The sequence below is a fragment of the Leisingera sp. NJS204 genome, assembly GCF_004123675.1.
GTDB lineage: Bacteria > Pseudomonadota > Alphaproteobacteria > Rhodobacterales > Rhodobacteraceae > Leisingera.
On the sequence record NZ_CP035417.1, the window covers coordinates 4161128 to 4186062 of the forward strand.

Annotated in this window: 19 protein-coding genes, 1 tRNA gene, 7 pseudogenes and 2 riboswitches; of the genes and pseudogenes, 16 read left to right on the forward strand and 11 right to left on the reverse strand. The window is 61.3% G+C overall.

Annotation, left to right across the window (positions count from 1 at the left end; all coding sequences use genetic code 11):
• Window positions 1–101: 101 nt before the first annotated feature.
• A pseudogene (locus tag ETW24_RS20245) lies at window positions 102–318 on the forward strand (transposase); the annotation flags it as partial.
• Between the two features lie 401 nt (window positions 319–719).
• Here ETW24_RS20245 and ETW24_RS20250 read toward each other — a convergent pair.
• A pseudogene (locus ETW24_RS20250) lies at window positions 720–1978 on the reverse strand (IS110 family transposase).
• A 167-nt stretch (window positions 1979–2145) separates the two neighbouring features.
• Between ETW24_RS20250 and ETW24_RS24960 the strand changes: the two are divergent.
• A pseudogene (locus tag ETW24_RS24960) lies at window positions 2146–2283 on the forward strand (integrase core domain-containing protein); the annotation flags it as partial.
• 273 nt (window positions 2284–2556) lie between these two features.
• Here the strand turns inward: ETW24_RS24960 and ETW24_RS20255 are convergent.
• A pseudogene (locus ETW24_RS20255) lies at window positions 2557–3541 on the reverse strand (IS110 family transposase); the annotation flags it as partial.
• Window positions 3542–3706: 165 nt separating this feature from the next.
• Here ETW24_RS20255 and ETW24_RS20260 point away from each other — a divergent pair.
• A pseudogene (locus ETW24_RS20260) lies at window positions 3707–4219 on the forward strand (AMP-binding enzyme); the annotation flags it as partial.
• A gap of 41 nt (window positions 4220–4260) precedes the next feature.
• Here ETW24_RS20260 and ETW24_RS20265 read toward each other — a convergent pair.
• Window positions 4261–4899, reverse strand: coding sequence for a cation transporter (locus ETW24_RS20265; protein ID WP_129372712.1), 639 nt, complete (start codon window positions 4897–4899; stop codon window positions 4261–4263).
• 73 nt (window positions 4900–4972) lie between these two features.
• On the opposite strand from ETW24_RS20265, the gene ETW24_RS20270 reads away from it, so the two are divergent.
• Window positions 4973–5389 carry a MerR family transcriptional regulator gene (locus ETW24_RS20270; RefSeq protein ID WP_129372713.1) on the forward strand — a complete coding sequence of 139 codons (417 nt, stop codon included), beginning with the start codon at window positions 4973–4975 and terminating at the stop codon, window positions 5387–5389.
• Between the two features lie 51 nt (window positions 5390–5440).
• Here the strand turns inward: ETW24_RS20270 and aroC are convergent, their stop codons facing one another.
• Window positions 5441–6541, reverse strand: a complete 1101-nt coding sequence (aroC, locus tag ETW24_RS20275) for a chorismate synthase (RefSeq protein ID WP_129372714.1) — start codon at window positions 6539–6541, stop codon at window positions 5441–5443.
• Between the two features lie 230 nt (window positions 6542–6771).
• Window positions 6772–6863: riboswitch (TPP riboswitch) on the forward strand.
• Between the two features lie 32 nt (window positions 6864–6895).
• On the opposite strand from aroC, the gene thiB reads away from it, so the two are divergent.
• The 3 genes from thiB to ETW24_RS20290 are packed head-to-tail and all read left to right on the forward strand — an operon-like array spanning window position 6896 to window position 10096.
• A complete protein-coding gene (gene thiB, locus ETW24_RS20280) occupies window positions 6896–7885 on the forward strand; it encodes a thiamine ABC transporter substrate binding subunit (protein WP_129372715.1) in 990 nt (329 codons plus the stop codon).
• A complete protein-coding gene (locus ETW24_RS20285) occupies window positions 7861–9417 on the forward strand; it encodes a thiamine/thiamine pyrophosphate ABC transporter permease ThiP (RefSeq protein ID WP_129372716.1) in 1557 nt (518 codons plus the stop codon). Before thiB ends, ETW24_RS20285 begins: the two co-directional genes overlap by 25 nt.
• Window positions 9404–10096 (forward strand): thiamine ABC transporter ATP-binding protein, encoded by a 693-nt coding sequence (locus ETW24_RS20290; RefSeq protein WP_129372717.1) that lies wholly within the window; start codon window positions 9404–9406, stop codon window positions 10094–10096. Before ETW24_RS20285 ends, ETW24_RS20290 begins: the two co-directional genes overlap by 14 nt.
• Here the strand turns inward: ETW24_RS20290 and ETW24_RS20295 are convergent.
• Window positions 10093–10530 carry a 6,7-dimethyl-8-ribityllumazine synthase gene (locus ETW24_RS20295; RefSeq protein ID WP_129372718.1) on the reverse strand — a complete coding sequence of 146 codons (438 nt, stop codon included), beginning with the start codon at window positions 10528–10530 and terminating at the stop codon, window positions 10093–10095. The genes ETW24_RS20290 and ETW24_RS20295 overlap by 4 nt on opposite strands.
• A gap of 90 nt (window positions 10531–10620) precedes the next feature.
• Window positions 10621–10819, reverse strand: a riboswitch (FMN riboswitch).
• Between the two features lie 50 nt (window positions 10820–10869).
• Window positions 10870–11166 (reverse strand): antibiotic biosynthesis monooxygenase family protein, encoded by a 297-nt coding sequence (locus tag ETW24_RS20300; protein ID WP_129372719.1) that lies wholly within the window; start codon window positions 11164–11166, stop codon window positions 10870–10872.
• Window positions 11167–11280: 114 nt separating this feature from the next.
• Here ETW24_RS20300 and ETW24_RS20305 point away from each other — a divergent pair, with 114 nt between their 5' ends.
• The 4 genes from ETW24_RS20305 to ETW24_RS20320 all read left to right on the forward strand — a co-directional run bounded on the left by ETW24_RS20305 (window position 11281) and on the right by ETW24_RS20320 (window position 14810).
• Window positions 11281–11883, forward strand: a complete 603-nt coding sequence (locus tag ETW24_RS20305) for a glutathione S-transferase (protein ID WP_129372720.1) — start codon at window positions 11281–11283, stop codon at window positions 11881–11883.
• A 211-nt stretch (window positions 11884–12094) separates the two neighbouring features.
• Entirely contained in the window at window positions 12095–12655 is a 561-nt protein-coding gene (gene petA / locus ETW24_RS20310) for a ubiquinol-cytochrome c reductase iron-sulfur subunit (RefSeq protein WP_129372721.1), read from the forward strand.
• 12 nt (window positions 12656–12667) lie between these two features.
• Window positions 12668–14002 (forward strand): cytochrome b, encoded by a 1335-nt coding sequence (gene petB / locus ETW24_RS20315; RefSeq protein WP_129372722.1) that lies wholly within the window; start codon window positions 12668–12670, stop codon window positions 14000–14002.
• A 19-nt stretch (window positions 14003–14021) separates the two neighbouring features.
• Window positions 14022–14810: a cytochrome c1 gene (locus ETW24_RS20320; RefSeq protein ID WP_129372723.1), complete on the forward strand. Its 789-nt coding sequence runs from the start codon at window positions 14022–14024 to the stop codon at window positions 14808–14810.
• A gap of 150 nt (window positions 14811–14960) precedes the next feature.
• Here ETW24_RS20320 and ETW24_RS20325 read toward each other — a convergent pair whose 3' ends face one another.
• Window positions 14961–15398, reverse strand: coding sequence for a glyoxalase superfamily protein (locus tag ETW24_RS20325; protein WP_129372724.1), 438 nt, complete (start codon window positions 15396–15398; stop codon window positions 14961–14963).
• Between the two features lie 263 nt (window positions 15399–15661).
• Between ETW24_RS20325 and ETW24_RS20330 the strand changes: the two genes are divergently transcribed.
• A complete protein-coding gene (locus ETW24_RS20330; RefSeq protein WP_129372725.1) occupies window positions 15662–16075 on the forward strand; it encodes a nuclear transport factor 2 family protein in 414 nt (137 codons plus the stop codon).
• A 17-nt stretch (window positions 16076–16092) separates the two neighbouring features.
• On the opposite strand, the gene mtaB is transcribed toward ETW24_RS20330, so the two are convergent.
• Both mtaB and dapF read right to left on the reverse strand, forming a co-directional pair.
• A complete protein-coding gene (mtaB, locus tag ETW24_RS20335) occupies window positions 16093–17355 on the reverse strand; it encodes a tRNA (N(6)-L-threonylcarbamoyladenosine(37)-C(2))-methylthiotransferase MtaB (RefSeq protein WP_129372726.1) in 1263 nt (420 codons plus the stop codon).
• On the reverse strand, window positions 17352–18194 hold the full coding sequence (gene dapF, locus ETW24_RS20340; protein WP_129372727.1) for a diaminopimelate epimerase: 843 nt from the start codon (window positions 18192–18194) through the stop codon (window positions 17352–17354). Before dapF ends, mtaB begins: the two co-directional genes overlap by 4 nt.
• A gap of 187 nt (window positions 18195–18381) precedes the next feature.
• Here dapF and ETW24_RS20345 point away from each other — a divergent pair.
• Window positions 18382–18457, forward strand: a tRNA-Lys gene (locus tag ETW24_RS20345).
• A 375-nt stretch (window positions 18458–18832) separates the two neighbouring features.
• Window positions 18833–18962, forward strand: a pseudogene (locus ETW24_RS20350) (IS5/IS1182 family transposase); the annotation flags it as partial.
• 182 nt (window positions 18963–19144) lie between these two features.
• On the opposite strand, the gene ETW24_RS20355 reads toward ETW24_RS20350, so the two are convergent.
• Together ETW24_RS20355 and ETW24_RS20360 are read right to left on the reverse strand one after the other, a co-directional pair.
• On the reverse strand, window positions 19145–20179 hold the full coding sequence (locus ETW24_RS20355) for an ACP S-malonyltransferase (RefSeq protein WP_129372728.1): 1035 nt from the start codon (window positions 20177–20179) through the stop codon (window positions 19145–19147).
• Complete coding sequence (locus tag ETW24_RS20360) at window positions 20176–22365, reverse strand: dehydrogenase E1 component subunit alpha/beta (RefSeq protein ID WP_129372729.1); 2190 nt, start codon at window positions 22363–22365, stop codon at window positions 20176–20178. Before ETW24_RS20360 ends, ETW24_RS20355 begins: the two co-directional genes overlap by 4 nt.
• Window positions 22366–23171: 806 nt before the next feature.
• Between ETW24_RS20360 and ETW24_RS25425 the strand changes: the two genes are divergently transcribed.
• Together ETW24_RS25425 and ETW24_RS20370 are read left to right on the forward strand one after the other, a co-directional pair.
• A complete protein-coding gene (locus ETW24_RS25425) occupies window positions 23172–23693 on the forward strand; it encodes a hypothetical protein (RefSeq protein WP_441328141.1) in 522 nt (173 codons plus the stop codon).
• An 88-nt stretch (window positions 23694–23781) separates the two neighbouring features.
• Window positions 23782–24129 (forward strand): annotated as a pseudogene (locus ETW24_RS20370) (transposase); the annotation flags it as partial.
• Window positions 24130–24935: the final 806 nt, after the last annotated feature.

Genomic DNA, 24935 nt, shown 5'->3' on the forward strand with positions numbered 1-24935 from the left:
TCCTGACCTGCTCCCCGGAAATGTCCGCGTTTTGACGTTAGCCTGTTCTCTACGCGTGGAGACAGACAACGCGGAAAAGCCGTTTCAACGAAGAGCAGGTTATTGGCATCCTGAAGGAACACCAAGTCGGCATTGGGGCCAAGGAGCTGTGCCGCAAGCATGGCATCCACTGCCCGGCAGGACATTGCGCAGCAATGTCCCGAGAGGGGCGATGGCACGTACTCCAAGCGGCGCTCGAAGGATGGCGGCATGGAAGTGTCTGAGGCCAAACGGTTGAAGGCACTGGAGGCTGAGAACGCAAAGCTCAAGAAGATGCTGGGAAAAAACTTCTGAAGCCCGGTGCAAGGCGAATAGCGGCGGACTGGGCCATGGCAGAGAAGAATTGCGGCTAGCAGCGGGCCTGTGCCCTGGCCGGGATTGATCCGCGCGTCTATCTCTGAATGCTGGTCAGCGACAACGTCTTATGTCGGGAAATTCCAGTTACTTAGGTCAGCAGGTCATGGAGCATCCGGAGTTCCGGACGCCCTGACAGGTTTGCCCAGACGGGTTCTGCCGTCAAGAAATGATCTCTTCCATAGCAAACACAGGGGACGCGCCCTGGCGGTCTTCACCGTCCTTAAACCGAGTCCCCAAATCCCAAGCAGAAAGCCCGAACGTTACCTACGCGGTCAGCGAATTGTCTCCACGGCTGCTGCAGAGAGAGGTCCTTCCGCCTGGGCTCACCCCTCGAAGAAGGGGCGATAGGGTTCGCCGTGTTTGACCACGGCGTGAACAGTGCGCGCCATCTTGGCAGCAATCGCGGTATAGCCTTGCGGCGCAGATTGGCATTGTGCCGGTCCTTGGAGATGTAACGCTCGAACTTGTCGCGGAAGCTGTTCGTCTTATTCAACGCGGCCGTCTGGCCCGCCATCCAGAGTGTGCGCCGGCGCCGGGCATTGCCATATTTGGAGATCTTGTTTTGCCCGCGGAACATCCCTGACTGTACGGTGGCAAGATCGCTCTCGGCAGATTGCTGTGCAATCGCCTTCCGGGTAATGCATGCCGCAGATCTTAAGGAACTGGCGGTGATGCCGGAAACGGCGCAGATCACCTGCTTCAGCCAGGATGGTCATTGCGTTGATCGGGCCGATGCCGGGAATGGTCGTCAGCAGCTGATAGTCAGGCAGATCGGACAGGAGCTCGACGGATCGCGCCTCAATCTCATCGCGCTGCCGGATCAGGCTGCGGCATTCGGCGAGAACGAGGCGGAACATGCGCACTGCGTCGGAATCCGGGCGGACAGGAAGCCCGACTAGATCCGCGGAAGTCGTGTAAATAACTGAAAACAGGCGTTCTTTGGAAACCTTGCGGCCAACGACTTGCCAAGCATCGGCGATGAAAGCCTGCCGGCTCATGGCCGGGATCATGTGTGGCGACGGGTACTTCTCGAGAAACGCCAGGAACCAATCCGTCCGGGAGCTTCTGTGAAACCGCTCGGCTTCGGGAAAATACAGAGGCAGGCAATGGGTCAGGATGCGGTGCCAGAGTTCGGTCTTCGACCGCGAAACGATCTCGTGGGTCTTTGACAGTTCCTGAATGTCAGCGGTTCCGGTGGCCAGCGGATCATGGAAGAACTGCACGGCCCCGATCTCCAGCATGTGAAGAATGACCTGGGCGTCCTTCGGGTCGTTATTGTTCCAGCTGTTGTGCAGGGCCTCCCGCGTCCGGGCCAAGCCCACGGAGGACACGAGCTTCAGCTCGAACCCCGCCTGGCCGAGATCTCGAACCCCGCCTGGCCGAGATGATGCGCCAATGCCCGATGATAGTTGCCGGTTGCTTCGAACCCGATCCTAACCGGCAAGCCGTAACCGGAAAGAGCCGCCATCAAACGCCCGAAGTCATCCTGAGTATTGGTGATGGTCATGCGGCGGCGGCGCTTCTTGCCGGGAGCACTGATCAGAACTTCGTGGCGGTGTTTGGAGATGTCGATGGCGACCAATAAGGTCGGCGCAGTAGATTAGGCGGCGGTCATAGCCGGTCTCAACAGTGGTTTGGGTTACGCAAAACCACTGTTGAGACCCGAGGCCCGGTTATGGCCACCCGCTGCGCGATTTGAGGGCTGCGCGCGTGGCTATAACCTCTCAGCGGCTAATCCTCCCGACGTGCTATGGGACAGAACTGACGTCGAATGCCATACTGAAACGGAAGGAGGAACGGTCTGTCGAGAGGTACTGCATCGCGTCCGGCAAGCCTGTGCAAAACGGCTTCGTGGAAAGATTCAAAGGCCGTCTTCGCCTGGAGTGCGATCTGTAATCGGGGGCTGTTGGTCAAGTGTGATCGGCTTCGGTTCCGTCATGGGGCCATGCTTCTGTCCGCGGCCGGCCCGTCGCAGGGCGCGCCGCATGTTGGCGGTCGAAGGTGAGGCGGACCATGCTAATCGGCGGGCTTGCGAGATTGCGCGCAGAAGCAGCGCCAGGCATACGTGCGGCCTTCGCCTGATCCCCGTCCCTGATGGGACCCTTGCCAAAGCCCTGGGCGAACTGGCGCCAGGGCTTCGGGGTCAGACCATGCAGCGGCTCCCCAGCGGAAAGGGGCGTCGTCGCGCCACATGCGATGCAATACGACGGCGAGCTTGCGCGCCACCGCAATCTTCGCCTTCTTCAGACTGCTCCGCTTTGCGATCCTCAAGCCCCAGGCCCGGATCGACGTCCATTGGCGCGAGCGGGTGAGCATGACGTGGGCCGCAGTGAAGAGCGCCGTGCGAGTGAAGGCATCGCCGGACCGGCTGATGCGCCCCCTCACGCCGGTCTCTCCAGACTGGTATTGTCTCGGTGTCTGGCCAAGGTGAGCTCCGACATCACTCGAGCGCCGGAAGCGCCCCGGGTCGTCGATCGTCGCCTTGAAGGCCAGTGCCGTGACCGGGCCAGAGCCGTGACCGGGCCAACTCCGGGGATGATCATGAACCCGCGGCAGAGTTCGTCGTTGGCGGTGAGACGCAAAAGCGCCCTGTGGAGTTCGGCAAGTTGCGTCTGCATCTCGGTGCACCGGCGAAGCAATGCGGACATACAGAGCTCGAGGTTCGGGCGCCCCTCCACAAGTTCACGCACCCGGGCCTCGAAGTCCCCCGCCGCGATACGGTCGGCCTTCAGCCCGAATGGGCGCAGAAGTCCGCGGATCTCGTTCTCGTGGTCGCGCAGCTTGTTGACGAAAAACTCGCGCGACATCAGGAGCGTGCGCATCTCCTGGCTCACCGTCGACTGCACGTGGACAGCCTTGAACCAGCCCGAGCGGATGAGTTGCGCCAGAGACCGGGCGTCATTGCGGTCATTCCTGTTGCGGTTCATGGCCGCCATCGCCGCCTTGGCATGTCGCGCTTCAATGCAGACTGCGGGCAAGCTTGCGCTCGTGAGGCGGTTGTAAAGCCACTGCGGCTATGGCCCGGCTTCGAAACCAACTCGCCCGAAAGTGCCGTCGATACCAGCCAGCACTTTGCCGATGTCGGGACCGCCTTTGCCTCATGGATCATTCCGCACTCGGCATCGGCAACACAGATGCTGGTCATCTCGAGTGAGACGTCGAGGCCCACATACAATACTCTGGTTATGGTCGTTCTTACGGACTGTTGTGACTGCAAATGTCGCGTTGTTTGCTGGCGCCCAGGTGGTTTTCCTGCCAGGATTCGATGCGGATGCGATCCTAGATGCACTGCCGCCGTCTTTCAGTTGCCGGGGTTGAGGCGCGGATCATGAAGGACGTTGCAGGGGCGCCTGGCGGAGAGATCGGCGTGCTGGAGGTGCGCGGAGCCAACGCGTTCCAGGGCTATTGGCAGGTGCCGGAGAAAACCGCCGAAGAGTTGCGGCCGGACGGCTGGTTCATCACCGGCGATATGGCCAGGACTGATGCTGAAGGCTATGTCACCATTGTCGGACGCGTGAAGGATCTGGTCATCACCGGCGGCTTCAATGTCTACTCCAAGGAGGTGTCGAGTCTGATCGACGGTCTGCCCGGTGTGCTGGACAGCGCGGTGATTGGCGTGCCGCATCCGGATTTCGGAGAGGCCGTGGCGGTGCTGGAGGGCGCAGGCACCAGTTCAGAAGACATCAAAACGGCGCTGTCTGGCCAGCTGGCCAAGTTTAAGCAGCCCAAGGACGTTATCCTGTTGGAGGCCCTGCCGCGCAACACCATGGGCAAGGTGCAGCAGAAAGCCCTGCGCGAGGTATACGCAGGGCTGTTTGTCTGAACAATGCAGGGCGCCGCCCGTGCAGCAAGCGGCACAGTTGTTTAGTTCTGATGCGCCGCAGGGCGCGCCTCTTCCCCGCGCCATTCCCGCATCGCCTGCACCAGGATCTGGAAGGCGGAGCTTAGGAACAGCCCGCCCATGATGCCGGCCACAATCAGGTCCGGCCAGCCGGTCGCCGTGCCCCAGACACCAAACGCGGCAATCATCACCGCCACATTGCCGATCGCATCATTGCGCGAGCAGAGCCAGACAGAGCGCACATTGGCGTCGCCATCCTTGTAGCGTGCCAGCAGCATCACCGAAATCAGATTGGCCGCCAGCGCCATAAAGCCAATCACCCCCATGATCTGCGCCTGCGGCACATCGACAAAAAACACCTGATAAACGGTAGAGCCAAACACCCACAGACCCATCAGCAACAGGCTGATGCCCTTGCCCAGGGCCGCCAGTGCCCGGGTGCGCAGGGTGGCGCCGATCACTGCCAGCGAAATACCATAGGTCAGCGCGTCGCCCAAAAAGTCCAGCGCGTCCGCCTTCAGCGCTTGGCTGCCCGACAGCTGGCCCGCGCTCATTTCCACCGCAAACATGCCGGCGTTTATGACGATTACCAGCCAAAGCCTGCGTTTATAATCTGCCGAGACCCCGTCAAAACGGGCGTTGTGATTGCAGCAGCCTGCCATTTCTCTTGTCCTCATTCCTGATTCGAGATCAATGTAGGGCCTCTAGTCACTAGAGCTTCAAGAGGTTCCGCAGATGTTTTCCATCGGTCAGCTGTCCAAGGCCACCGGCGTAAAGGTTCCCACCATCCGCTATTACGAGGAGATCGGTCTGCTGCCGCAGCCCGGTCGCAATGCCGGCAACCAGCGCCGCTACGGGCGGGATGGAATGAACGCGCTGGGTTTCATCAAACATGCTCGCGACCTCGGTTTCCCGCTGGAAGATATCAAGTCTTTGATGGGACTGGACGGGAATCTCGGAGATGACTGCGCCGAAGCCGACCGCATTGCCCGCAGTCAGCTGGCCAATGTCCAAGACCGGATCCGCAAGCTGGAGCAGCTGGCGGCGGAGCTGGAGCGGATCAGCCATCTTTGTGACGGCGGCAATGGCGGCTGCTGCAAGGTGCTGACGGCTCTCGGTGACCACAGTCAATGCTCGGGCGATCACAGCTGAGAGTGTTTTCCCATCTCGGCTGCCGGGAAACCCGCTGTTAGAGCCGTATACTCAGCCGATCCTGCCTTGATTCTCACCAATCTGGCCACGGTGCAACAGCAGGTGGTCCAGGATCACGCAGGCCATCATCGCCTCGGCCACCGGTACGGCGCGGATGCCGACGCAGGGGTCGTGGCGGCCCTTGGTGATGACCTCCACTGCCGAGCCGTCCTTGCGGATCGACTGGCGCGGGGTGAGGATCGATGACGTCGGTTTCACCGCAAAACGCACAACCACATCCTGCCCGGTGGAAATCCCGCCCAGGATACCGCCGGCGTGGTTGGAGGAATACTCCGGCCCGTTTTCGCCCATGAATATCTCATCGGCATTTTCCGAGCCCTTGAGGCGCGCGGCATTCATGCCCTCGCCGATCTCCACGCCCTTCACGGCGTTGATCGACATCATCGCGGCGGCCAGATCAGTGTCCAGCTTGCCATAGACTGGTGCGCCGATGCCTGCGGGGACATTGCGGGCGACAACTTCGACAACGGCGCCCACCGAGTCATGCGCCTTGCGCAGACCTTGCAGGTAATCTTCCCACTCCTGCACGGCGCCGGCATCGGGGATCCAGAAGTCATTCTGCTCGATCGCATCCCAGTCGAACCGGCTGCGGTCGATCTCCAGCTCACCCATTCGGGTCATATAGCCCTTGATCTCCAGCCCCGGCACCAGCGCCTTGATTGCTTCACGTGCAACACCGCCCGCTGCAACCCGCGCTGCGGTTTCGCGCGCCGAGGAACGGCCGCCGCCGCGGTAGTCGCGGTTGCCGTATTTCTGGAAATAGGTGATGTCAGCATGGCCCGGACGGAAGGTCTGGGAAATCTCGCCGTAATCCTTGGACCGCTGGTCGGTGTTTTCGATCATCAGCTGAATCGGGGTGCCGGTGGACATGCCGTCGAACACGCCGGACAGGATTTTTACCGCGTCAGGCTCATTGCGCTGGGTGGTGTTCTTGTTCTGGCCGGGGCGGCGCTTGTCGAGCCACTGCTGCAGTATCTCCGGCTCCAGCGGCACATTCGGCGGACAGCCGTCCACGGTGGCGCCAAGCGCGGGCCCGTGGCTTTCGCCCCAGGTGGTGACGCGGAAGAGGTGTCCAAAGCTGTTCATCGACATGAGGCGCGGTCTCCTTTGCGGGACGTGCTTAGCGGGCAGGGGCCTGTGCCTCAAGAGGATTCCTGTGCGGCAACGCGGGCCGGGGCGCTGCCCCCGCCGCCTGCGGCGGCTCCCCCGGGATATTTTCAGCCAGAGGAACTGAGGGGGCGCTGGCTGCGGTCCAGTTTGCCAAGGGCCATAAGTCCTGGCGGGGCTTTGGCTTGTGTTCGCGGCGCCTGGAGCATAAGGTCCGCGCGACCTCGGGGTGCGCAGCAGCGCTGAGATGAAACCCGTTGAACCTGAACCGGATCACACCGGCGGAGGGAAGGTACTGGACAGCCTCCACCCTTGCCCAACGCCGCAAAGGAGGATGGCTTGAAACATCTTGTTTTTGCCGCGGGACTGCTTGGCGCCTCGGCGGCTTTTGCCGAAACGCCGGAACTTACCGTGTATACCTACGACAGCTTTGTCTCCGACTGGGGCCCCGGACCGGCAGTTGAAAAGGCGTTCGAAGATGTCTGCGGCTGCGATCTGAAACTGGTCGGCGCGGGCGACGGCGCCGCGTTGCTTGCGCGGGTGAAGCTGGAGGGCGAGCGCTCGGACGCAGACGTCGTTCTGGGTCTCGACACCAATCTGACCGCGGCGGCCAAGGAAACCGGCCTGTTTGCGGATCATTCGGTCAGCGCCGAATTTGCGCTGCCGGTCGCATGGAACGACGCGACCTTTGTGCCTTATGACTGGGGCTATTTTGCCTTTGTTCATAACGCCGATGCAGCGGTACAGGCGGATTTCCCGTCGGATTTCAAGGCGCTGGCAAGCAGCGACATGAAGATCCTGATCCAGGATCCGCGCTCCTCGACCCCCGGTCTGGGCCTGCTCCTGTGGGTGAAAGCCGCCTATGGCGATGAGGCGCCGGAAATCTGGAAGGGTCTCTCTGACAACGTTGTCACCGTGACCAAGGGCTGGTCCGAGGCTTACGGCATGTTCCTGGAAGGCGAGGCCGACATGGTGCTTTCCTACACCACCTCGCCCGCCTATCACCTGATTGCTGAGGAAGACGGCTCCAAGGCGGCTGCCGCCTTTGACGAGGGTCATTACATGCAGGTGGAAGTTGCAGGCAAACTGGCAAACACCGATCAGTCTGAGCTGGCCGACCAGTTTCTGGAATTCATGGTTTCCGACGCCTTTCAGTCGATCATTCCGACCACCAACTGGATGTACCCTGCTGTGACACCGGCTGCGGGTCTGCCGGAGGGTTTCGAAACGCTGATCGCGCCAGGCAAGTCCTTGCTGCTGAGCGAAACTGAAGCGGCAGAGGTGCGGGATGCAGCGCTTGGCGAATGGCTGGACGCGCTCAGCCAGTAAGCTCCGTTCCCGGAATCAGCGCGGCACTGCTTGTCGTCGCGCTGATCTTGGGAACCTTGGGTGCTGTGGCACTCAGGGCCGAGGCCGGAACCGGATTTGGTGCCAGCGACTGGGCGGCGTTGCGGTTCACGCTCACTCAGGCCGGCTTGTCGGCGCTGCTGAGCGTCGGTCTGGCGATACCCGTGGCCCGCGCATTGGCGCGGCGACGGTTTCCAGGGCGGGCATTGCTGATTGCCCTGCTTGGCGCCCCCTTCATTCTGCCGGTGATTGTTGCCATTCTGGGCCTTCTGGCGGTGTTTGGCCGGGCTGGCTGGCTGAGCAGCTTTTTCGGCCTGTTCGGGCTGGAGCCGGTGCAAATTTATGGCCTGCACGGCGTGGTCCTGGCACATGTCTTCTTCAACCTGCCGCTGGCGACTCGGCTGATCCTGCAGGGCTGGCAGGAAATCCCGGCCGAACGCTTCCGTTTGGCCGCGCAGTTGGATGCCGGTCCGTGGGCGATGTGGCGGCTGCTAGAGGGGCCGATGCTCCGGCGGGTGGCGCCGGGTGCTTTGGCTGTCGTCTTTGCCATCTGCCTTTCCAGTTTTGCGGTTGCGCTGACCCTTGGCGGCGGCCCCAGGGCGACCACGATCGAGTTGGCCATCTATCAGGCGTTCCGCTTTGATTTCGACCTGGGCCGGGCTGCGCTTTTGTCGGGGTTGCAGTTATTGCTGACCGGCGCAGCTGCGCTTGCCGCGCTGCGGGTGTCGGCGGGCGAAGGGTTCGGTGCCGGCCTTGACCGCGCGGTGCGGCGCTGGGACGGGCAGGGGGCTGTGGCGCGCTGTCTTGACACCGTTTGGATTACCCTTTCAGCTGGTTTCTTACTGCTGCCGCTGGCAGCGATCGTGCTGGCCGGACTGCCCGGGCTTGCTGACTTGAAGGGCACGGTATGGCAGGCCGCGGGGAACTCCATTCTGGTGGCTGCAATTAGCACTGTAATCCTTCTTGCGTTGGCCTTGCCGATGGCGGCTGCGGTTGCAGCTGGCCGGAACAGCCTGACCGAACTGTCGGGCATTCTTGGGCTTGCGGCCTCTCCATTGGTGATTGGCACCGGGCTGTTCATCCTGGTCTACCCCGTCGCAGACCCCTTTGCCCTGGCGCTGCCGGTGACGGCGCTGGTCAACGCGGTGATGGCGCTGCCTTTTGCAATGCGCATCCTGGTTCCCCGTGCGCGGGAGGTGCTGGGGCGCTATGGCCGGTTGTCGCTGTCGCTGGACATGCAGGGCTGGGCCTTTGTGCGCCGGGTCTATCTGCCCCGGATGCGGGCGCAGACAGGGTTTGCCGCGGGCCTGGCTGCGGCACTGTCGATGGGGGATCTGGGCGTGGTAACGCTGTTTGCCGATCCGGATTTCGCAACGCTGCCCTTGCAGATTTACAGGCTGATGGGGGCCTACCGGATGGAGGCCGCAGCGGGTGCTGCATTGCTCCTGCTGGTGTTGTCGATGGGTGCGTTTTGGATTTTGGACCGCGGAGGGCGCTGGCATGCTGAGGCTTGAGAATTGCCGGATCATGAACGGCGGCTATGTGGTAGAGGCGGATCTTGAGATCGCGCCGGGTGCCTGCGTCGCGGTGATTGGTCCATCGGGTGCCGGTAAGTCCACGCTGGTGGAAGCAGTGGCCGGTTTCCTGCCGGTCACCCGTGGGCGCGTCTCTTGGAACGGCTCAGACCTGACCGGCAGGCCGCCGGGCAAGCGGCCGGTCGCCATGCTGTTTCAGGACGGCAACCTGTTTCCGCATCTGACCGTGGCGCAGAACGTCGGTCTGGGGCTGCATGCGAACCTGCGGCTTAACCAGGCGGAGTGGCAAAAGATTGACGCAGCGCTGATCCGGGTTGGTCTTGGCGGCATGGGGGGGCGGAAACCTGCGGCTCTGTCCGGCGGGCAGCAAAGCCGGGTGGCCCTGGCACGGGTACTGGTGCAGGGCCGCGATATCCTGCTGCTGGATGAACCTTTTGCGGCACTTGGTCCGGCGCTGAAGGCAGAGATGCTGGATCTGGTTGCGGAACTGGCGCGCGAAAGCGGCGCCACGGTGCTGATGGTCAGCCATGATCCGAATGACGCGCGCCGGATTACGGGTCAAGTTGTGCTTGTGGCGGATGGCAAGGCGCATCCGCCGCAGGGAACGGCGGACTTGCTGGACAATCCGCCGCCCGCGCTAAAGGCCTATTTGGGTTAAGCAGCCAGCGCCGCTGCCCGTGTTTTGCCGATCATCAGCGCGGCATTGGCGGCCTCGCGCCCCTTTTCCACGAAATGCGCGCTGTAAATCGCGTTGTGGTGATCGGTTTCCTGGTACTGATGCGGGGTCAGCGACACCGACAGCACCGGAACCCCGGTGTCCATTCCGGCGCGCATCAGCCCGTCAACCACGGCTTGCGCCACAAAATCATGCCGGTAGATGCCGCCGTCGACGACAAAGGCGGCACAGGCCACAGCTGCGTATTTTCCGCTTTTGGCCAGTTCCTGCGCCAGCAGCGGCATTTCAAAAGCACCGGGGACATCAAAGACATCAACCTGATCCGCCGGGATCAGCTGCTGGAAACCGTCCAGCGCACGGTCCACAATACCGGCGTGCCATTGCGCCTTGATGAAGGCATAGCGGGTGTGTGTCATGTCGTAATCTCCTATAGGTTTGACACGTCACCCAAGGCGATCACGAACGGCAGGCACGCAAAGGGCTAGGCAGCCCGGAACGGTCCTGACGCACGTTCTCTTCCATCCGGACTGTGACCGTCGGCTCTGGAGTTGCACCAGATCTGCTGACACATCTATGCTTGTTCCACAATTTTCCCGAAAACCGGTTCCCACTTTTCGGATTGTGGACACAGACGCCGCTCGCGGGCTTACGGGACTTGGTCCGCTTACCGCCGGTGGGGAATTCCGCCCCGCCCTGAGAACGCCGGGACTTTGCCAAGCAGCAGAGATTCCTGCAAGCGGGAACTGCGCCTAAGGTCAGGTTTCCACCAAGTCATAGTGTTTTATGCTGCGCGACTCGACCAATTCGGCCTCAGCCGGGTCGATGTGCGGACTGGTGTAGTCTTCGCCCGCGAAGGCCTTGAGCGACGCCAGATCCTTCCACACCATCACAAAGCTGAACTCCCGCGGAGTTTCGGTGCGCGGCGCGCCTGGCAGGACAGTAACGATGCCCTTGGTGCCTTTCATTAGCGGAATGGCGGTCTCATGGAAGAACTTGCTGAAATCGGCTTCCTTGCCCGGCCGGATGACAACCTGGAATATCCGCATGATCATTTGAGGGTCCTCCTGACCTTGGCTGAGCCAGACCAGTATAGCACAGTGTGCTGATTGCCCCTTCCCCTTGGCAGGGCATGCAGTAGGCTGCAGCCAAACAGCGGAGGATTTTCCATGAAGCTTACATATTCACCGGCGTCGCCCTTTGCCCGCAAGGTTTTGGTGCTGCTGCATGAGACCGGGCAGATTGAGGATGTTGAAATCCTGAATGTGACCACAACGCCCCTTAGCCCCGGTGCAGAGGTGAAAGCCAGCAACCCGCTGGCCAAAATCCCGGCGCTTGAGCGAAATGACGGACCTGCGCTGTATGACAGCCGGGTGATCTGTGCCTATCTGGACGACCGGGCCGGCGGCAGGCTGTATGGCGGCGGCTGGGACAGTAAGGTTCTGGAAGCCACCGCCGATGGCATTATGGATGCGGCGATCTTGATGGCCTATGAAAAACGCCTGCGCCCTGAGGAAAAACAATGGGATGGCTGGCTGGATGCGCAGCGCAGCAAGGTGCTGGGCGGCTGTGCCGCGCTGAATGCGCGCTGGATGAGCCATTTGCAGGGGCCGCTTGATATTGGCCAGATCGCGGTGGCCTGTGCGCTGGGATATGTGGACTTGCGCCACCCTGATGCGGGCTGGCGCCAGGGCAACGAGGCACTGGCGGAGTGGTTTGCGGGCTTCGAATCGCGCCCCTCCATGCAGGCCACAAAACCGCCGGCGGGCTGAGCGCGCCTCTTGATCATGACAGGTGCCGCACCGATATGGGTGCGGCACGGTCACACAGTGGTGACAGAATTGCCGTCTGCGGCTTTCTGCGCGCCTATGACCGCTGGACGAATGCCCTTCTCCCCGCTAGACACGCGCCAGAGTCACTGCGAGCAATCGCGGTGCATGCGCATGTTTGCCCTAAACGGGCGCTGGAATTGGAGAAAACCTCGTGTCCCACGCAGAAGACCACGAAGGAACCCGGAGAGATTTCCTCTACTACGCCACTGCCGGCGCCGGGGCAGTGACCGCGGGTGCCGCCGTATGGCCCCTGGTCAATCAGATGAACCCCTCCGCCGACGTGAAAGCGCTGTCCTCGATCCTGGTCGATGTCAGCGGCGTAGAAGTAGGCACGCAGATCTCGGTCATGTTCCTTGGCAAGCCGGTGTTCATCCGCCGCCGCACCCAGGAAGAGATTGATGAAGCCCGCGCCGTGGAGCTGTCCGAACTGATCGACCCGCGGTCGGAAAACCCGAACAAGCCGGGTACTGACGCGGCTGACGCGAACCGCACCATGGACGAGGCCGGCGAATGGCTGGTGATGATGGGTGTTTGCACCCACCTGGGCTGTGTGCCGCTGGGCGACGGTTCCGGCGATTTCCACGGCTGGTTCTGCCCCTGCCACGGTTCGCACTACGACACCGCAGGCCGCATCCGTAAAGGCCCGGCGCCTGAGAACCTGCATGTGCCGGTGGCTGAGTTCACCGACGCCAACACCATCAAGCTGGGATAAGGAAACGCGCTCATGTCCGGTATTCCGCACGACCATTACGAGCCGAAGACAGGCGCAGAAAAGTGGCTGCACAGCCGCCTGCCCATCGTCGGTCTTGTCTACGACACAATCATGATCCCCACCCCCAAGAACCTGAACTGGTGGTGGATCTGGGGCATCGTCCTGGCGTTCTGCCTGGTGCTGCAAATCGTCACCGGCATTGTCCTGGTGATGCATTACACGCCGCATGCCGATCTGGCCTTTGCCTCGATCGAGCACATCATGCGCGACGTGAACGGCGGCCATATGCTGCGTTACCTGCATATGAACGGCGCCTCGCTGTTTTTTGTTGCTGTCTACATCCATATCTTCCGCGGCCTGTTCTACGGCTCCTACAAGGCGCCCCGCGAGATCATCTGGATTGTCGGCATGCTGATCTACCTGATGATGATGGGCACCGCCTTCATGGGCTATGTGCTGCCTTGGGGGCAGATGTCCTTCTGGGGCGCCACCGTGATCACCGGGCTGTTCGGCGCGATCCCGTTCATCGGCGAGCCGATCCAGACCTGGCTCTTGGGCGGACCGGCGGTGGACAACGCCACCCTGAACCGCTTCTTCTCGCTGCACTACCTGCTGCCGTTTGTGATTGCAGCCTTGGTGATCATCCACATCTGGGCCTTCCACACCACCGGCAACAACAACCCCACCGGTGTTGATGTCCGTAAAGGCTCCAAGGCTGAAGCAGAAAAAGACACTCTGCCGTTCTGGCCGTACTTCGTGATCAAGGACTTCCTGGGCCTGGCCGTTGTGCTGGTGGTCTTCTGGGCGATCGTCGGCTTCATGCCGAATTACCTGGGCCACCCGGACAACTACATCGAAGCCAACCCGCTGGTGACCCCGGCGCACATCGTTCCGGAATGGTACTTCCTGCCGTTCTACGCGATCCTGCGCGCCTTTACCTCGGAAGTGTGGGTGGTTCAGTTCGCCTCCTTCGTGACCGGAGGCATTGTCGACGCCAAGTTCTTTGGTGTTCTGGCGATGTTCGGTGCAATTGCCGTGATGGCACTGGTGCCCTGGCTGGACACCTCGCGCGTCCGTTCGGGCCGTTACCGTCCGATGTTCAAATGGTGGTTTGCCCTGCTGGTGGTCGATTTCTTTGCCCTGATGTGGCTGGGTGCGATGCCGGCGGAAGAACCCTATGCATCGTTCTCGCTGATCGCATCGGCCTATTGGTTCGGCTACTTCCTGGTGATCCTGCCGCTGCTCGGTGTGATCGAGAAGCCGACGGCTCAGCCTGCCACCATCGAAGAGGATTTCGACGCCCACTACGGCAAGAAGTCTTCTGCTGAAGCCACTCCTGCCGAGTAAGAAGAAGGAACACCTCGCAATGTTCAAGAAACTGGCAACCGGTGCCGCCTTCGCTCTGGCCATGATCCCTGCTGCGTCCTACGCAGCAGGCGGCGGCGAACAGCACATCACCGACTACGCCTTCTCGTTTGAAGGCCCGTTCGGAACTTATGACCGCAACCAGCTGCAGCGCGGCCTGCAGATCTACACCGAAGTTTGCGCAGCCTGTCACGGGCTGAAGCTGGTGCCGTTGCGCACCCTGGGCGACGAAGGCGGCCCGCAGCTGCCTGAGGATCAGGTGCGTGCCTACGCGGCCGACAACTTCAGCGTTTATGATGCGGCACTGGATGAGGACCGTCCGGCCAAGCCGGTCGACCACTTCCCGGAAAACAACAACGCCGGCGCCCCGGACCTCAGCATGATGGCCAAGGCGCGTGCGGGTTTCCACGGCCCCTACGGTTCGGGTTTGAACCAGCTGTTCAAGGGCATGGGCGGCGCCGAGTACATCGCCTCTTTGCTGGCTGGCTATACCGGTGAAGAAAAGGAAGAGGCTGGCACCATCTTCTATCAGAACACTGCCTTCCCGGGCGGTTGGATTTCGATGGCGCCGCCGCTGTCGGATGAGCAGGTGGAGTTTGCGGACGGCCATGCCAATGACGTGGATGCCATGGCGCAAGACGTCGCGGCCTTCCTGATGTGGACTGCTGAACCTAAGATGATGGCGCGCAAGCAGGCCGGTTTTGTCGGCGTGCTGTTCCTGACCCTGCTGTCGGTTCTGCTGTATCTGACCAACAAGAAGCTGTGGGCGCCGCACAAGGGTAAAGACTGATCCTTGTCTGACTGACAGATTGAAACATCAAACCCCCGCAAGTGCTGCTTGCGGGGGTTTTTCGTTGTGAGGGGCTCGGGGCGCTGCCCCTCAGCCCTGCGGGCATTCACCCCGGGGTATTCCGGACCAGAAAGAAGCCGACCGGACTGGTCACAACAGCGGGCTGACCACCAGCTGGGGGAGCCCGTTGGAGGTTTTCTGCGGCGAGCGGTCGTCCGCGCCGATCACCGCGGACACCCGTTGGCGCCAGGAGGAAAAGCTGTCGAACTGGACCACGTCCACCGGGGTATCAAACTGCAGGGTAATCCGGCGGTGGCAGTTGATGCCGCAGGCCGAGAGGCCGTGGACATAGCCGGTGTAGGGCTGGCCCAGGTACTGGCCTTCAACACGCATCCCGACTTGCAGATCCGGGGTGTTTGAAGCGCGGGCGCTAAGGGTGTTCCAGTCGCGGAAGCCATAGTATTGCGCGATCCGTTCGAGGGCGGTGCTGTGGCTTATGGGCTGGCCCTGGGCCTGTGAATGCTTACGCAGCAGACGCGCTTCGGTCTTGAGCTGCGGAACGGGGGGGAGAGCATGCGGTGGCTGCATGGGGTTACCTTTCGCGTGAAGGGCGCAGTTGCCGATGCAGACAGGGCTCGCGTTGCTATCCGGGCATGCACCCAAGCGTCAGGAAGGATCCTTGTCCGGATTTCACCAAAGCCAAAGGCTGCGAGCGGCGGGTATCCGGGACCTTGTTGAAGTCATAGCGCAGTTCAGACTGCGCTGCAATTGCAGGCAGGCACGCTTGACGGATGAGGAGACCGGAGCGCACCCTTTAGAGGGTGTATCAATATGAGTTGGGAGGCGTTGCAATGAAGGGGCTATCGAATGCAGAGATCCTGCGGGAAGCAATGACCAGATGGAATGGCTGCAAAGCGGGCGATCTGGCCATGTGGGATGACTATACCACCGAGGACATGTGCATGCGTTCGATGGGAGAGGGCGCGCATGGGCTGGATTTCAGTGCTGCACGGAACGGTCGCGCGCAGCTGCGGAGCTATCTGAGTGAGCTGACCAGTGCCTTTGAAATGGAACACTGGACGCTGGAAGAGACGGTCTCGGAGGGCGACCGGGTGGTTGGGCTGGGCACCACGGCCTGGACCTGCAAAGCCACCGGAAAGCGGGTGGAGACGCCTGTTGCCATTGTCTGCCGGTTCCGGGATGGGCGCATCTGCGACCTGCACGAGTTCTACGATTCCGCTTCGGTGGCGGCCGCAACTTGCTGACGCATTCAGCGCGTTGATCAGGCGGTGAGCTGGCTGCCGCTGGCGCCTGTTATGGCGGCGGTGACGATCCGGCCCTCTGGCTGCGGCGCGGCAAAGGCCACCTCGGTGAATTGCTCGGTGCGGCCCATATGCGGGTTTTCCATCAGGATGCGGTGGGTCTGGCCGATCTGATCAGCCAGGTGGCGGGCGACCTGGGCGTCGCCAGCCGCGCGCAGACGGGCGGCGCGCTCCTTGGTGACGTTGCCGTTCACCTGGCTGGGGATCTTTGCGGCCGGGGTGCCGTCCCGCTTGGAATAGGGGAAGACGTGCAGCCATGTCAGGTCGCAGTCTGTGACCAGCTTCAGCGAGTTCTCGAAATGGGCGTCGGTCTCGGTCGGGAAGCCGGCGATGATGTCGGCGCCAAAGGTCATCTCCGGGCGCAGGCGGCGGGCTTCCTCGCAAAACGCGATGGCGTCGTCGCGCAGGTGGCGGCGGGCCATGCGTTTCAGGATCAGATCGTCGCCATGCTGCAATGACAGATGCAGATGCGGCATCAGCCGCGGTTCGGTGGCAATCGCCTGCATCAGGTTATCATCCGCCTCGATCGAATCGATAGATGAGATGCGCAGGCGGGGCAGGTCCGGTACCAGTTTTAGAATGCGCATCACCAGGTCGCCCAAACGCGGCTGTGCGGGCAGATCGGCGCCCCAGGAGGTCAGGTCCACACCGGTCAGAACCACTTCGTTATAGCCCTTGTCCACCAGCCGCTTGATCTGGTCGATGACCACGCCTGCGGGGACGGAGCGGGAGTTGCCGCGGCCATAGGGGATGATGCAGAAGGTGCAGCGGTGATCGCATCCGTTCTGGACCTGCACATAGGCGCGGGAGCGGGTGCCGAAGCCGTCGATCAGATGGCCAGCGGTTTCAGTCACCGACATGATGTCGTCGACCTGCACCTTTTCCGTGGTGCCGATGAAGTCCGGGCCCTTGGCAATCTGCTGCCATGTCTCGGCCTGCATCTTCTCAGTGTTGCCGATGACGCGGGTGACCTCTTCCATCGCGGCAAAGGTTTCCGGCTCGGTCTGGGCGGCGCAGCCGGTCACGATGATGGGGGCCTCGGGGTTTTCGCGGCGCAGCTTGCGGATTTCCTGGCGTGCCTTGCGCACGGCCTCAGCGGTCACCGCGCAAGTATTGACGACCACAGCATTCTCAAGGCCCGCCTGCTGGCTCAATTCCTTCATCGCCTCGGTCTCATAGGCGTTGAGGCGGCAGCCAAGGGTGGTGAACTTGGGTACGCTCATTTCAACGTCTCCAGAAACTCGCGTGTGAAGCTGCCATGGAAGACATGCATGGTCGGGCCGGTCATCCACACGCCGTCCTCGGCCCAGTTGATCCACAGAGTGCCGCCATCGAGATCAACTTGCACCTTGCGCCCTGTCAGCCCGCGGCGGGCCGCAGCAACGGCTGTGGCGCAGGAAGAGGAGCCAGAGGCCAGTGTCACCCCCACACCGCGCTCCCACACGCGCATGCGGATGCGGTCGGGGCCAGTCACCTGGGCGACTTGTACATTGGTGCGCTGGGGGTACAGCGGGTGGTGTTCATAGCGGGGGCCGAATTCCGCGAGCGGGATCAGTTCGGCGTCGTCAACGAAGAAGGTGCAATGCGGGTTGCCCATGCCGGTTGCGGTTGGGCCGCCTTCGATAGGCAGTTCCAATGTGTCCGCTTCTTCGGCCAGCGGAATGTCCTGCCAATCAAGCTGCGGATGTCCCATATTGACCGAAGTAAGGCCATGGTCGGCATCGCGTGCATAAAGGTCGCCGCGGTCCGTAGTCAGATGCAGCCCGGGCTTGCCGCTTTCCACAATCAGGTGGCGCGCCACGCAGCGGGTGGCATTGCCGCAGGCGCCGGAGGTGGAGCCATCGGCATTGTAAAAGGTGAGATGCGCGTCTCCGGGGCCATTCGAGATGACCGTCAGCTGATCAAATCCCACGCCGAACTGGCGGTGGGCGATTCCTTTGGCCATAGCCGGAGTAATGGCAATGTCCTGTGCACGCGCGTCGACAACAACAAAGTCATTGCCCAGCCCGTGCATCTTCATGAAGGGGAGTGCGGTATCTGCTTGGGTGTTCATTCCGGGCATATAGACCTGCGCTGCAGATGAATCCAGTCTTCGGTGAGAAAAGTTGAAAAAAGGGGTTGACCCCCCGCCGCACTGGCCCTAGATACGCCGCCTATCGGGACAGCATGACACAGGCTGCCAGGCAGTTCCGAAGCGAAATAAGTGCTTGATCCTCTTGGAGAAAACGCTTAGACAGCAACGAAGAAGTGGGCCGTTAGCTCAGTTGGTAGAGCAACTGACTTTTAATCAGTAGGTCGTTGGTTCGAACCCAACACGGCTCACCACTTCTTTCAACTACTTACAGGCTGCAGGCGGAAAATGACCGCGCTTACAGCAGCCACCTAGCGACTACGCGGCATAGATTGATGTAGAATGGTGTAGAAAGCGACTGCTTCAGTGCGCTGAGTTTTGCATCGCTGATTGGTGCGTACAGTGTTGTTTTTTGCATTTTGAAGAGCTTTCAGTACACTGACAGCGCACGGCCTGACAGATGGCTGTCAGGCACAGCTTCCCAAAAACAAAGAAATTCTGAAACGCTGCGCATAAAAAGGCGGAGCTTTGTCTGCCTGTACGCAATCACAACACAATTAAACCAATCAGCACGGGAGCTTTCCAAGATGGACAGCACTCTTTCGACGCATGCAAAGTTGGCTGCCGATATGTCTTCCACCTACTTCAAGGTTCACCGCACTGCGTCCAGTCTTGGAGTGAAGAGGGCGTGGACGCCAGAATGGCAGTATCAAGGGCGGCATGAGCACCAAGCTGCATGCGATCTGCGATAACAAAGGAGGCTGTAGAAGATCTTACCATTGAACATCCCCCTTGTGCGCTTTCGAAGCACGGCGAACACAGGCTTTCAGGGAAAACCTGCCCCTGCATGCCTTCACGGCACTGCAGGCAAGGCAGTGATGCGCCCAAGGCTGTCTTGCCTGCTTCTTTGATGCAGGCAACAGGCGCAGTATACTGCTGGATCAGCCGCTCACCGATGACCGCTGTGCGTCATCCCCCATGGAGATCAACAGCGGATCCTCCGCCTGCCGCGCTTTAAAACCCGCCTTTCCAACCACCCCTTTCCAACTAATTTGTGTCAGGGATTGGGCCACGGCGCCGCCTAATGTGGTGCCGGGACCGGTCACGATAAACTGGTCCGGCGCAAACTCATAAGCTGCATTCTGCACCGCGCGGGTGAAGTCATAGGCCTCCACCACCTGACGCCCAAGCGTGTAATCCCACAGCGCCTGTTTATCCGTGGCACCCGGCCACCAGATCTGCCCGCGGCCATCGATCAGCGGCACATCCGGCTGAGAGAACATTTCGGGACTCAGCCGCTTGCGCCCCTCGGCTGCCACCGGTGCTTGCAGCGCTGTATGGAACGCGGCATGGTTGGCCAGCCGCATGGGAAAGCGGTCGTCCAGCACCGGCACCGCGGCCTCAAACGCTGACAGCCCGGCCTCATTCCCGGCCAGCACCAGCATTCCGCCCAAGTCAATCGACAGCCCTAGGTTATGCTCCTCGCGCGCATTGATCTCTGCCGCCAAGTCCAGCAGCCCGGTCTTGCGACGCGGGTTATCCTGCCAATCCGGACCTGCAGAGGGATAGACCAGCTGGCCGCCGATCAGCTGCTGCTGCATCAGCGTGCCCATGGTGTTCACCACCTTGAACCCATCTGCCGCGCTCAACGCTCCGGCTGCCGCCAATGCGGTGTACCAGCCCATGGAATTGCCGGTAACCGCGACAATTTCAATGTCATCCGCCAACGACTGCGCATCTGCCAGCGTTGAGGCATAGATCAATGGCGATGCTATGTCCCCGCGGGAGTACTTTGACATCGAAAACCGGGTTGCCCCGTCGAGCGCCGTGACTTCCTCCTGCCCGGCGTCCTTGCGCTGCGCATCAAATCCGGCGAACAGCGCCGCCTTGTCCGCATGGTGGCGGTGCAGGTACCCCAGCTCCGCCTTGTTGTAAGTGCCCCGTCCCGGGCAGATCAGAACAGCTGTGCGGGTCATGACTTGCCTCCTGCCAGATTCAAGGCAGCTGCAACAATGCTATCCTTCGACGGCAGCGTGGCACCATAGGCCGGCCCAGTGGCAATGAAACAATCACTGGCCGCCACCCGCGCCGTTGGGGCATCGCCTTGTTCCGCAAACAGTGCCATCAGCGCCTCTGACAGGCTGCCTGTGATGCGGCATTCATCGACAACCAGCACATGTCTGCAATCTTTCACCGCCTCCAACAGAGCCGCCTCCGGCAACGGCGCCAGCCAGCGCAGATCCACAATCCGCGCATCCACACCCTGGACCGCCAGTTCCGCCTGCGCCTGGGCCGAAAGATACCGTCCATTGCCATAGGTCACGATGGCCAGATCGGTGCCTTCCCCATGCACACCCGCATCGCCCAAAGCGATCCGCCGGTCCGGCGAGGGGTAGGTCCGCATCCAGCCGCCATCCTTCGCCTCATGCAGGTCCCGCATCGGATACAGCGCAATCGGCTCCACAAAGACCACCACCCGCTGCTCCTCGCGCGCCAGCCGCACCGCCTCGCGCATCATCATTGCAGCCTCAGCCCCATCTGACGGACAAGCTATTACGATTCCGGGAATATCCCGCAGCACCGCCAGAGAGTTGTCATTGTGGAAGTGCCCGCCAAAACCCTTCTGATAGCCAAGGCCTGCAATCCGCAGCACCATCGGGTTGGTGAATTGACCGTCTGAGAAGAAAGGCAAAGTCGCCGCTTCGCCGCGCAGCTGGTCCTCGGCATTGTGCAGATAGGCAAGGAACTGGATTTCCGGGATGGGCACAAACCCATTGTGCCCCATACCAATCGCCAGCCCCAGGATCGACTGCTCATCCAGCAGCGTGTCGATTACCCGGTCCGGTCCGAACCGCTGCTGTAATTTCTGAGACACGCCGTAAACACCGCCCTTGCGGCCGACATCCTCGCCCATCATGACGATTTCGCCATGCTCCAGCATCAAATCCGTCAGCGCCCAGTTGATCAGCCGCGACATCGGTTGCGGCTCCTCCATCGCCCGCATGTCGCTGCCGAACGCCGCCGCCCGCTCCTCTAAGCGCGGGCCATTGGTGGGCGTACAGGTCCGTGTTGGCGGAATCAGGCTGGCAGCTACATCTACTGCCGTCTTCAGATGCGGCCGTGTCACCGCCTCTGCCCGGATTCGCTCCACCCGCGCGCAAGTGCCCGTGTAAATCTTCAGCGCTTCCTTGGGCTGCAGCGCCCCGGCTTCCTTCAGCAGCCGCACCGAATGAAGCAGCGGATCATTGGCTTCATCCGCCTCAACCTCGGTCTTGCTGAGGTAAGTGGTCGGAACATCCGCCCCGGCATGGCCATACAGCCGCACGGTGCGCAGATGCAGGAAGGCCGGTTTCTTGCGGGTCCGCACATACTCTGCTGCCTCTTGCGCCACTGCAAAGGCGTTATAGATATCCAGCCCGTCTGCCTTGAAATACTTGATGCCCGGCCGCTGCGCCATCGAGGCCTCGATCCAGCCCTTCGGCGTTTTTACGGAAATGCCGATACCGTTGTCCTCGCAGACAAACAGCAAAGGCAGCGGCGTCGATTGCACCGAGCTCCAGCCCGCGGTGTTGATTGCCCCCTGTGCGGTCGAATGGTTGGCCGAAGCATCCCCGAAAGAGCACATGACAATGGCGTCTTCCGGCAGCACCTGATGCTCTGGCTGGTGCCGCTTGGCTGCACCGACGGAATAAGCCGCCCCCACCGCCTTGGGCAAATGCGAGGCAATGGTAGACGTTTGCGGCGGGATCATCAGTGTCTTGGAGCCCAGAACCTTGTGCCGGCCGCCTGAGGTTGGGTCTTCGCTGGAACAGGCGAAGGACAAAAGCATGTCCCAGGCAATCCGTTGCCCCGGAACCTGATCCGCCCGGGCAATCTGAAACGCTGCATCACGGTAATGCAGGAAGGCCATGTCGGTCGGGCGCAGGGCCCGCGCCACTGCCGCCATCCCCTCATGCCCCGAGGATCCGATGGTGTAAAACCCCTCGCCCGCTTTTTGCATCGCCCGGCTGGTCAAGTCCAGCGCCCGGCTCAACACCTGTGCACGGAAAGTGCCAACCGCCTCTGATACGGCAAGCGGTCCTGCGGGTGCCGCACCTGCAGGGAAGTCAGCGGCCTTAACCCGGTCCAGGAAATTCTTATGCACGATCTGGGCGCGGTCCATGCGGCCTCCTTGGAATAAACTCTGGGCACATTTATCCGCGAACGCGCCGTCAAAACCAATGAGATTGCCTACTGCTGTCATTCCAAGTTGGAATGCCTTGCTTGCGTCGCCCAGTGTGATCCTGCCACCCTTTCCAACCACATCCGGCAACTTCTCTGACGTGTTGCTGCAAGGCCATCTGCAGCCCGCTGCCTTGCGGTTCATTTGGAACCGGAGGGAGCGCGATGAAGCGATAGCCTCCTCTCGGCAGCATGCGCGTATGTGCCTGCCGGGCAGTGGATACGGAAGATACGAGACGTACTGCGGCTTTCGGCCGAGGGCCTGCCGGCCCGCCGGATGGCGGCGAACCTGGCGATTGGCCGCACCACGCTGCAGGGTTATCTGGAGCGTGAACGAGAGGCAGGCTTAAACTGGCCGCTGCCGCCGGAGATGGCGGATGCCGAGCTTGAACGTCTCCTCTATCCGTGCACTACGATACTGCTGTTCGCCAGTGGGCTTGAACCAGTGGCGCCTTCACTAGCTCACTGTCCGCGAGGCCTCGCAAACCAAAAGACAAAGCGAAGGCCGAGAGTGCTGTCCTGCTGGTCGAACGCTGGATCCTGGCGCGGCTGCACAGCCTGCAATTCTTCAGTCTCGAGGAAGTAAACGCTGCCATCCGCCCGTTGCTGGACAGGCTCAACAGCAAGGTCTCCCGCCACCTTGGCGCCAGCCGCCGACAACTGTTCGAACAGCTGGACAGGCCCGCCTTGAAACCGCTGGCAGCGGAGCCCTACGTCTATGCCGAATGGAAGATATGCCGCGCGGGGATCGATTACCACATCGCAATCGTCCGGCATTACTATTCCGTGCCGCACCACCTGGTGAAGAATGAGCTGCGGGCCCGCATCACCGCCCGCACCTCCGGCAATGGGCAGCATTCCACGCATCGGGATCATATGCCAGCGCAAGCACCCGGAGCAGGGATGCCGCACCTGCCTGTGCGTGATCCGGCTGGCCGGCAAGATCTACCGGGACCGCCTCGACGCCGCCTGCAAGCGGGCGCTCGAGATCAATGCCCGTTCCTATTCGCCGGTCCATTCAATCCTGAAGAATGGGCCGGAGCGCAAGCCCCGCACCCGTGCCACGGAGGAGCCTGCAATCACCCACCCCAACATCCGCCGCCCCCAAAGGGGCGCCTGTTACTCATGGCCTGCCTTCGGCGGGACGCGCCGGCTGCTTTCATTGAAAGGATATTCATGCTGACCCATCCAACCCTCGACCGCCTGAATGCCCTGCGCCTTGATGGCATGGCGGAAGCCTTTGCCGAAGGGACAGCGCCGCCGATCTGACCCACGCCGAATGGCTGGGCCTGATTGCCGCGCCAGCCGGGAGACCAAGCGCTTCGAGACCCGCATGCGCGCGGCCATGGGCTGACACAGCCGCAAAGTGCTGATCTGGCGGCTGTCGAACTCAATGAACGCCGGGTTCTGCATCGAAGCCTTGAAGGAAGCACTGGCCTGGCGCTGCCCGCCCGGGAAATTCAACTCGGATCAGGGTTCCCGGTTCCCCAGTTCAGATTTTACCAGCGTGCTGCGGGCCGCAAAGGTAAAGATCCAGGTGGATGGGCGCGGCCGCTGGATCGAAAATCGCCTGATCGAGCGGCTTTGGCGCTCGCTGAAGTACAAATGCGCCTACCTGAATGCCTTCGAGACCGGCTCGGAGGCCCGCATCGGGATCGGCGCCTGGATCAGATGCTGCGCCGAAAAGCGCCCGCACTCATCAATATGGGCTGCTGACGCCGGGCGCGGCCTAAGATACGCCGCCTCAGAACCTGAATGCCGCCGCCTGACATGAAACCAATGATTTAGCTTAGACAGGCGGAAAACTGGCCCAAAAACAAGGGCAACCTCTATTCAAGCTTCTTTGCGAATTTTGGATATTAAGGGATTGGTCCAAGGACATTTTTTGTGATCCACGGCCTCCAGCCCGTTTGAAGTGCGCTAGCCCGTAGAGGCCGCAAAATACTGGATTGCACTATTGAAATTGCCAATAGTCCGACGTCAATGACGAACGCATCGCATCGGTCGGCAGGTGATGTATGCGCACCAGACCTGATTGGGCCGTTTGACTCGCAGACCGCCCGGCTGAAGCGGAGCTCCGGGGCAGCATAGATTTCCGGTGAAGCAGAAATCAGGGGATAGTCCCGTGCCCTTTGGCCCCTTGCAACTATTGATTATTGGTAATCTGAAGCAGCTTCAGGAGCCGTATCAGCCGTCCGAAAAGTTTCTGAACCACCGCGTGACCCTCGTTCTGCAAGTGACAGGTTAACTGCTGGACGCAGTGAAAGGGTGAGCAAGCTGCCGGTCGGTCAGCCTTGTTAGAGGCAGTATTGCCTCGGTTCTGCACTATAGGAGTAGTAGAAAGTTGGCCGCAAGACTGGCAGCAGGCGGCATTGCGGTTCGACCAACCGCGTGGAACGGGTGCGTTTGGTCTTCCCACGCTTCACTTGCAGGTCCACGTCTTGAGTATTTGTGATCTGAATTGTTGGCGGCGGCCAGCGCGCCAACCCTGGTTTGCAAGGACTGCACCGC